Source organism: Aliidongia sp. (assembly GCF_035943795.1).
Lineage (GTDB): Bacteria > Pseudomonadota > Alphaproteobacteria > ATCC43930 > CGMCC-115725 > Aliidongia.
Genome location: NZ_DASZBY010000042.1, coordinates 1 through 7,308 on the forward strand (window position 1 = coordinate 1; position 7,308 = coordinate 7,308).

A 7,308-nucleotide genomic window follows, 5' to 3' on the forward strand; every position below is an offset into this window, starting at 1 on the left:
CGTCGGACCGCCATTCTCGGCAAAGACGAAGAGTCGCGTCGACAGCGTCGCGGTCGCAGGAAACGGCCCGAGGTCATTGTGGACCTCCGGTGTGTAATTGCCGATGAACTCCAGCGTGACATCCTGAAGCGCGCCCAAGGCTGTGTTGAACGGCAGCGCCTTGACGTCGAACGGGGTGAAATCGCCCAAGCTCTCGACGAGGTTCGGAATGTTCTGCACGACCACCCCGGCCCGGGCGGGCGTGGCGATCGAAGCGAACAACATCAGCGGAACGGCAACGACACCAAGGCGAATCATGGCCTCATACCCCCTTTTGGACATCGGAAAGATTTTGCGCTTGTTCGCTAAGGTTTGTCGAGAACCGCTGGTTAAATTCAAGATTCCTGCAGGCGGCTGGTGAACCGATCGCCAACGCGATGGGTGATCCGCCCGGCGTCGACCATGCCCGGCTGAACTTCTTCGCCTCGGCAACCATGCACTCGCGCTTCCGCTTATCCGCCTCGATCGTCTTGATGCGGCGGGCGCGCACGGCCGGCAGTTCCTTGTATTTGGCATGCCGCAGCGCGTTCGCCGCGCGCCGCTGCCAATATTCGGAGGTCTCCCACATCCGGATTGCCTTGCGCATCCCGGTCTCGATCTTCTCGGCATCCCGGCGCGCCCGCGCCTCGGAGTGGTGGCCCACGAGGATCGGTTGGCCGAACGGGATATTATCGGCGATCGCCGAGACGGTCCTGCGCGCGGCCTCGGCATCCTCGGCCCGGCGCTCGCTGTACCCTTCGAACCGATCGGCCCGATCCTCGGCGCGGTCCGCCAGGGTCGTGTCTTCGTCCCCGATCTCCTCGCAAAGCTCCAAAAGCAGATCCTCGCGCGGCGGCGTCCACATGGGCGCGACAAATAGTTGCTGGCGCGGCGCGTACTTGAAGCCGGCGGCTTTGACGCGCTCGTAAAGCTCGGCGTCGAGCCGGCCCTCGCTGTAGAGCCGCAGCTTGTTGTCGTCCGGCGAGTAAGTGGCTGAAAAGCGCATCGACCTGTCCCCTTCCTCAAGCCTGCGAAGCATGCGCGTCGCATGCTTCCCGGAGCCGGGCGCCGGTGGGGGTAGCAGAGGGCAAGAGCGCGTCGTCCGGAGGGGGATCACCCGGCGCGCAGCGAAGCGAGCGGTGGGGATACCGGACGAGGCGGGAGCCGGAGGCGACGCACTCTTGCCCGGCGCGAGGGGCTAGCCCCTTAGCAACGGGGCGCTGCTCGTGCGCGGCGCCGAGGCGCGTCGGCGCGTCGATCGACAATGCGGGATCGTCAAAACGGAGCCGGGAAGCAGATTGCTCTGGCAGCACGCCCTAGCGCGGCCCCCTCGCGCAACGGTTACATTACTGCCGTGTTGTTCCTGTACGGCGTTAGTGAAGGCGTCGACGAGCGGGAGGAAGGCGATGAGCGACGACAAGACCAAGACTGGCGCAGCAGATCGCCGGCAGGTCGCCAAGGGCGAGGACTATGAGGTCGAATATTTCGCGAAGACCCACGGCATCTCGATTGCCGAAGCGAAAAGCCTGATCGAGCGGATTGGCAACGACCGGGCCAAGCTGGACGAGGCCGCCAAGCAGCTGAAGTAGGCGTACCGCGGCGATAGTTCGGCAGGCAGCTTCAGTGGGCCTCTGGAATATCGCCGCTCCCGCTGACTGGCAGGATGAGTGTCTGAGGATCTTCGAGGAACGCATCCGGCGGCACGACGACCCGCCGCCCAATCAGAAACAGATCTTCCGTGTTGGCTGGTTCGGCGCCGAACCGCCGCCATCGGCCGTGGTGGTGAAGCGCCACTTCCGCCTCCCCGACCGAGGTGGCCTGGATCCAATAGAGCCCGTCTTCGAAGTGTCGCTTATCGGCCATCTTATGCCTCCACCAAAAGACCGCCGACGCCGCCCCTCTACAGGAAGCAGGTCGCCGGCGGCAAGGCTGAGCATGCTGCGCCGGGCGGGTCGGCCCGGAGCCCCAGCTGGAGACTGGGAGCTGTTAAACCCGGTAGGGGCCTGTTGGTTTCGCTCCCTGAGGGTCGAGGCTTTTTTGGGCGGAGGCGTGTGGCACCTGTTCGCCGCATTGCTCGCGATCTGCGACTGTCTTATCCTCTGCCCACCTCGGAAAGGTTGGGAGTGGTCCTATGGCCGAATACCGGCTCTATGCCCTCGACGCTCAAGGACACATCGTGTCCCGCCAGGATCTGGACTGCGAGAGCGACGACGCGGCGATCACGCTCGCCAACCAGACATTCGTGTACGATCGTCGCGAGCTTTGGGATGGTGCGAGGCTCGTGCGATCCTGGGCCGCACTCCATCCCTCCGCCGCGCGGCGCCGCCTATTCCCCAGCGAGCCAGGCGCGAAGTTCCGCGCCATGGAGCGGCTTTTCGCGGTCGGGGAGCCCGACTGAGACACCCCGATAGCCGTCGGCCAGTCCGCGGCACCCAACTATGCGCCGGACTGGAATGCGACGCCGACGCGCCGCCTCCCGATCGTTCGCCTGGACGACGGCAAACGCACGGTCGAAATGGCGAAGTGGGGCCTGCTGCCGTTCTGGGCGAAGGACGAGAAGGTCGCCTATTCGACCTTCAACGCCCGGGCCGAGGCGCTGATGAGCATGCGGTCATACCGGATGCCCTGGGAACGGCGGCAGCGCTGTATCGTGCCGGTCGATAATTTCTACGAGTGGAAGACCTTGGCGCCGAAGGTCAAGGAGCCCTATGCGATCGCCCTGCCCGATCGCAACATCATGGCGCTGGCCGGCCTGTGGGAAAATTGGAAGTCACCGTCCGGCGAGACGGTCCGCTCGTTCACCATCATCACGACCGAGCCCAGCGGCGAGATGGCGCCGATCCACAACCGCATGCCGGTGATCCTGCCGCCGGCGGCCTGGCCCACGTGGCTGGGCGAGGACGACATGTCGCTCGAAGCGGTGAAAGAGCTGTTGGTGCCTTATGGCGAGCACCTCGTGATGTGGAAGGTTCACAAGGACGTCGGCAACGTGAAGAACAATCCCGCGGGCCTGGTCGAGAGGATCCCCGACTAGGTCTCGCGACACCAGGCCCCGGTCCCTAGACCGGGAGACTAACCCGACCGAGGGACCGGAACGCCCCTGGCCGGTCTCGGCCAGCCAGGGGCGCCGCTTCCCGTCGCACGAAGACCCTCTAAGCGCGACGGCTGATCGTAACCAGGTCCGCGCCGAATTACATCGGCCGGACGTGGTGCCGATAGTGGCGGTGATGATGGTGGTGGTGCCGGTGATGATGCCGATGGATGACGCGGGCCTGGGCGAGCGACGGCGCGATCACCGCGACGGCGGCCAATATGAGCAACAGCTTACGCATTCTGATCTCTGATTTCTTAGACGTTGGCGCAGCGGGCGCTGCGTCACCTTGATACGTCAGAGAAGAGAGCGCCGGAAGTGAGTTATTGGGGCTTGGCAACGTGAAGGAGGATCACGCCGGACTGCTCGACGCGCTCGGCGACTGGGTTTCACCGGGGATCGGAGAACGGCTCGCCAGCTCCCGTTCGATGGCGGCGACATCGGCCGACCAAGCTTGCACCAGATGGGAATAGGTCCGGCCGGCGTAAACGAGCCGGAGGCCCTTGCGCCTGGTCTCGAGGGCGGCTTGCAGCGTCGCCTCATCCATTCCGATGAGACGGTGAGGAGCAAACCGTTCCCGATCGAGCAGCTCGTCCAGGTTCATCGTCTTGGCCCGAATGGTCATCGAGATCTCCATTCCCATTCTAATAAAGCCTTCATGAGACTACCCCCGAGCAACGACAAAGAGCAGAGTCGTTTCGATTTAGACGAGCTGCCGAGTGGGGGCCATGAACGCTCAAGAAACTGAATACCAATCCATCTCAGTGACAGTCTCCAACTGCGAGGCTGTTCAGAGCAAGAGCGTTTTTGCCTTCGTCGATGTCGAAATGATGATCGCTGGCGTCTCGTTTCGGATCAAGGGTGTCCAGGCGCGCCACTTGGCAGGGGGTGGCACGTCGATCCATCTTCCGACCTATCGAACGCCGGCAGGGACGTGGCGCGCGGCAATCGACCTGCCGCCTGAACTGAGGGAAGTGCTGAGCGAGGCGGTTTTGGATCATCTTCTCGACGAAGGGGTGGTGATCCGGAAGGCCGGATAGGCCGGCGCTGGAAGCAGCACAGAGGGCGCCCTGTTCAATCATTCCACCGTGGAAAAGCCTCCATCAATCACACGACGCTCATGTGTCGAAGATGAGGCAGAGGATTGTGCTTGCGCGTTCCTACCCCATGTCGTCGTCACAATAATCGACGAGTCGATATGGATAAAATCGCCGATGAAGCCAAATGGTGCCTAAAAGAAGCGCCTGACGTGGCACGCCATCTCGCGCAACATGAAGCCCATCCTCTAATCCAGCGGCTGTTTGCTTATTGGAGCAGGTTGCCGCGCCCGGATGATGGGTATCCGGCACGCAAAGACCTGGATCCCACCCAGATTGGAACCGGCCTGCCTTGGATCTGGATGGCCGACATCGTCGGCCATCCGCTTCGCTTTCGCCACCGATTGGTCGGAACCGCCCATGGGAAGGCCCTCGGAACAGACGTTACAGGCAAATGGCTCGAGGAGGCGTCGCCCGCCTTCCACAATTCCGCCTCGTATGCCGACCTTGTGCGGGTAGCCACCCAAGGGGTCATCTCCTATCGTCATGGAGAGCTGGCCCCTGAAATCCGGACAGTCGGTTAAGCTGTTCCCGTCGATGAGAAGGACGGGTTTGGATGGGCAAGGTTACGCGCAAGCGGTACACGGCTGAGTTCAAGGCGAAGGTCGCGCTGGAGGCGATCCGGGGCGAGCTGACGCTGGCCGAACTGGCGGCGAAGCACGGCATTCATCAGACGATGATCGCGACCTGGAAGAAGCAGGCGGTCGAGGGCATGGCCACGACGTTCTCTGGCAAGGCGGAGTGCGGATTCCGACCGAAGCCGGCCGGGTATTCCGATTTGAAGTCGGCCGGCGTTCCGAATTGAAGCCGGCCACCATTCCGATTTGAAGCCGGCCAGGTTCCGATCAATCATCGGCCACCTGGCTTCCGGCTTTCAGCGTTTTCCCTTGGGTCAGCAACTCGGGCATCAGGACCTCGTGATCATCCACGAGGAGCACCTGATGCCGGCGAAGAGAGAGCTGACCATGAGGCAGATACGACAGATATTGCGGTTGGTCCGCGACGGCGTCAGCGCGCGGGAGATCGGGCGGATGCTCGGTGTCGCGCGCAGCACGATCCAGGACAATCTTCGCCGCGCGGAGGCAGCCGGGCTGGCCTGGCCGCTGCCGGCCGAACTCACCGACGACGTGCTCGAAGATCGGCTGTTCACCCACGCCGGTGTGCGGCGTGGGTTCCGCCGCCGTCCCAAACCGGATTGGTCGGCGCTGGCCTGTGAGCTGAAGCGGCCGGGCGTCAACCTGATGGTGCTGTGGGAGGAGTATCGCGAGACCCACCCCGAGGGCTATGGCTACAGCCGGTTCTGCGACTTGTTCCGCGAGTTCGAGCGGCGCCTGTCGCCGGTCATGCGGCAGGACCATCCGGCGGGCGACAAGGTGTTCGTCGATTATTCGGGCAAGAAGATCGGCATCGTCGATCGCGAGACCGGCGTCGTGCGCGAGGCCGAGATCTTCGTCGCCGTGCTCGGCGCGTCGAGCTTCACCTATGCCGAAGCGACCTGGACCCAAACGCTGCCGGATTGGATTGGCGCCCATGTCCGCATGTTCCGCTTCTTCGGCGGCGTGCCCCGCCTGGTCGTGCCCGACAATCTGAAGTCCGGTGTGCACAAGGCGTCGGTTTACGATCCCGAGATCAACCGCAGCTATGGTCGAATGGCGTCGCATTACGGTGTCGGCATCCTCCCGGCTCGGCCGCGCAAGCCCAAGGATAAAGCCAAAGTGGAAGCCGGAGTGCGCTTCGCTCAGAGCTATATTCTCGGGCGGCTCCGGCGGCAGACGTTCTTCTCGCTGGCCGAGGCCAACGAAGCGATCGCCGGCATGCTCACCCGGATGAACGACCATGTGATGCGCCGGCTCGGGCTGAGCCGACGGCAGCTGTTCGAGACTGTCGAACGGCCAGCACTGGCGCCGCTGCCGGATACCGATCACGAGTTCGCCGAATGGGGCTTCGCCCGTGTGTCGCTGGATTATCACGTCGAGATAGCGGGCTTCTTCTACTCCGTCCCGCATCAGCTGATCCGTCAGCAGGTCGATACCCGGCTGACCGCGCGCATGGTCGAGATCTTCCATCGCGGCAAGCGCGTCGCCGTCCACCAGCGCCGCCATGGCGGCCGTCGGCATGGCACCGATCCCGACCATATGCCGAGTTCCCATCGCCGCTACGCCGAATGGACGCCCGAGCGGTTCCGGCGCTGGGGTGCCGCCATCGGTCCGCAGACCGAGGCGCTGGTCATCGCCATTCTCGCCAACCGTCCGCATCCGGAACAGGGCTTCCGGACCTGCCTCGGCGTGCTCCGGCTGTTCAAGGATCTGGACCCCGTCCGCGCCGAGGCCGTGTCGGCCCGCGCCGTCGCGGTCGGGGCGCTCACCTACAAAAGCATCGCCTCGATCATTGCCGCCAAGCTCGACCGCGCGCCCCAGGCCGAGCCGGCGGCGGTCCTCACCCACGCCAATCTGCGCGGCTCCGACTACTTCCATTGAAGGACGTTCACATGCTCACCCATCCAACCCTCGATCTGCTGCATGCGCTCGGCCTGCACGGCATGGCCAAAGGCTTCACCGACCTCGGCGCCCAACCCGGAGCCGCCAGTCTCGATCATGCCGAATGGCTGGCGCTCCTGCTCGAACAGGAAGCGACATTGCGCCAGCAGAAGAAGTTCGAAAGCCGCGCCCGCGCCGCCAAGCTGCGCCAGACCGCCAGCGTCGAGGACGTCGATTACCGCGCCATGCGCGGCCTCGATCGGGCGCTGTTCCTCAAGCTCGCCGGCTGCGACTGGATCCGCGCCCGGCATAATCTGCTGATCACCGGCCCGTGCGGCGTCGGCAAGAGCTGGCTCGCCTGTGCGCTCGGGCAGAAGGCCTGCAGGGAGGATCTCTCCGTTGCCTACCATCGCGTGCCCCGCTTGTTCCAGGCCCTGGCGCTGGCACGTGCCGACGGGCGCTACGCCAGAACCCTGCGCCAGATCGCGAGGGTCGATCTGCTCATCCTCGATGACTGGGGGCCGGAGGCGCTTACCGCCGAACAGCGGCGCGATCTGCTGGAGATCGTCGAGGACCGTTATGACACCCGCTCGATCATCGTCACCAGCCAGGTGCCGATCGATCG

General features: G+C 64.2%; 12 protein-coding genes and 1 pseudogene. 8 read left to right on the forward strand and 5 right to left on the reverse strand.

Annotation, left to right across the window (positions count from 1 at the left end; all coding sequences use genetic code 11):
* Both VGV37_RS07360 and VGV37_RS07365 read right to left on the reverse strand, forming a co-directional pair.
* Positions 1-297: hypothetical protein (locus VGV37_RS07360; RefSeq protein ID WP_326878996.1), on the reverse strand; the 297-nt coding region annotated here is incomplete at its 3' end.
* A gap of 4 nt (positions 298-301) precedes the next feature.
* Entirely contained in the window at positions 302-1,024 is a 723-nt protein-coding gene (locus VGV37_RS07365) for a DUF3560 domain-containing protein (RefSeq protein ID WP_326878997.1), read from the reverse strand.
* A 400-nt stretch (positions 1,025-1,424) separates the two neighbouring features.
* On the opposite strand from VGV37_RS07365, the gene VGV37_RS07370 reads away from it, so the two are divergent.
* Positions 1,425-1,607 carry a DUF3606 domain-containing protein gene (locus VGV37_RS07370; protein ID WP_326878998.1) on the forward strand — a complete coding sequence of 61 codons (183 nt, stop codon included), beginning with the start codon at positions 1,425-1,427 and terminating at the stop codon, positions 1,605-1,607.
* 31 nt (positions 1,608-1,638) lie between these two features.
* Here VGV37_RS07370 and VGV37_RS07375 read toward each other — a convergent pair whose 3' ends face one another.
* Positions 1,639-1,881 (reverse strand): hypothetical protein, encoded by a 243-nt coding sequence (locus VGV37_RS07375; RefSeq protein WP_326878999.1) that lies wholly within the window; start codon positions 1,879-1,881, stop codon positions 1,639-1,641.
* 268 nt (positions 1,882-2,149) lie between these two features.
* Here VGV37_RS07375 and VGV37_RS07380 point away from each other — a divergent pair, with 268 nt between their 5' ends.
* On the forward strand, positions 2,150-2,416 hold the full coding sequence (locus VGV37_RS07380) for a hypothetical protein (RefSeq protein ID WP_326879000.1): 267 nt from the start codon (positions 2,150-2,152) through the stop codon (positions 2,414-2,416).
* Between the two features lie 9 nt (positions 2,417-2,425).
* Complete coding sequence (locus tag VGV37_RS07385; RefSeq protein WP_326879006.1) at positions 2,426-3,052, forward strand: SOS response-associated peptidase; 627 nt, start codon at positions 2,426-2,428, stop codon at positions 3,050-3,052.
* 157 nt (positions 3,053-3,209) lie between these two features.
* Here VGV37_RS07385 and VGV37_RS07390 read toward each other — a convergent pair whose 3' ends face one another.
* Positions 3,210-3,350: a hypothetical protein gene (locus VGV37_RS07390; RefSeq protein ID WP_326879001.1), complete on the reverse strand. Its 141-nt coding sequence runs from the start codon at positions 3,348-3,350 to the stop codon at positions 3,210-3,212.
* Positions 3,351-3,461: 111 nt separating this feature from the next.
* On the reverse strand, positions 3,462-3,734 hold the full coding sequence (locus VGV37_RS07395; protein WP_326879002.1) for a hypothetical protein: 273 nt from the start codon (positions 3,732-3,734) through the stop codon (positions 3,462-3,464).
* Between the two features lie 103 nt (positions 3,735-3,837).
* Between VGV37_RS07395 and VGV37_RS07400 the strand changes: the two genes are divergently transcribed.
* The 5 genes and pseudogenes from VGV37_RS07400 to istB form a co-directional block, all read left to right on the forward strand.
* Entirely contained in the window at positions 3,838-4,149 is a 312-nt protein-coding gene (locus VGV37_RS07400; protein ID WP_326879003.1) for a hypothetical protein, read from the forward strand.
* A 158-nt stretch (positions 4,150-4,307) separates the two neighbouring features.
* On the forward strand, positions 4,308-4,730 hold the full coding sequence (locus tag VGV37_RS07405; protein WP_326879004.1) for a PAS domain-containing protein: 423 nt from the start codon (positions 4,308-4,310) through the stop codon (positions 4,728-4,730).
* A gap of 32 nt (positions 4,731-4,762) precedes the next feature.
* Positions 4,763-4,948: pseudogene (locus VGV37_RS07410) on the forward strand (transposase); the annotation flags it as partial.
* Positions 4,949-5,171: 223 nt separating this feature from the next.
* Positions 5,172-6,683, forward strand: coding sequence for an IS21 family transposase (gene istA, locus VGV37_RS07415; protein ID WP_326879007.1), 1,512 nt, complete (start codon positions 5,172-5,174; stop codon positions 6,681-6,683).
* 11 nt (positions 6,684-6,694) lie between these two features.
* Positions 6,695-7,308: IS21-like element helper ATPase IstB (gene istB / locus VGV37_RS07420; RefSeq protein ID WP_326879005.1), on the forward strand; the 614-nt coding region annotated here is incomplete at its 3' end.

Bases quoted from the DNA above. Each gene is read 5' to 3' on its own strand.
- VGV37_RS07365 (WP_326878997.1), bottom strand. From the start codon at position 1,024: ATGCGCTTTTCAGCCACTTACTCGCCGGACGACAACAAGCTGCGGCTC.
- VGV37_RS07370 (WP_326878998.1), top strand. From the start codon at position 1,425: ATGAGCGACGACAAGACCAAGACTGGCGCAGCAGATCGCCGGCAGGTC.
- VGV37_RS07375 (WP_326878999.1), bottom strand. From the start codon at position 1,881: ATGGCCGATAAGCGACACTTCGAAGACGGGCTCTATTGGATCCAGGCC.
- VGV37_RS07380 (WP_326879000.1), top strand. From the start codon at position 2,150: ATGGCCGAATACCGGCTCTATGCCCTCGACGCTCAAGGACACATCGTG.
- VGV37_RS07390 (WP_326879001.1), bottom strand. From the start codon at position 3,350: ATGCGTAAGCTGTTGCTCATATTGGCCGCCGTCGCGGTGATCGCGCCG.
- VGV37_RS07395 (WP_326879002.1), bottom strand. From the start codon at position 3,734: ATGACCATTCGGGCCAAGACGATGAACCTGGACGAGCTGCTCGATCGG.
- VGV37_RS07400 (WP_326879003.1), top strand. From the start codon at position 3,838: ATGAACGCTCAAGAAACTGAATACCAATCCATCTCAGTGACAGTCTCC.
- VGV37_RS07405 (WP_326879004.1), top strand. From the start codon at position 4,308: ATGGATAAAATCGCCGATGAAGCCAAATGGTGCCTAAAAGAAGCGCCT.
- istA (WP_326879007.1), top strand. From the start codon at position 5,172: ATGAGGCAGATACGACAGATATTGCGGTTGGTCCGCGACGGCGTCAGC.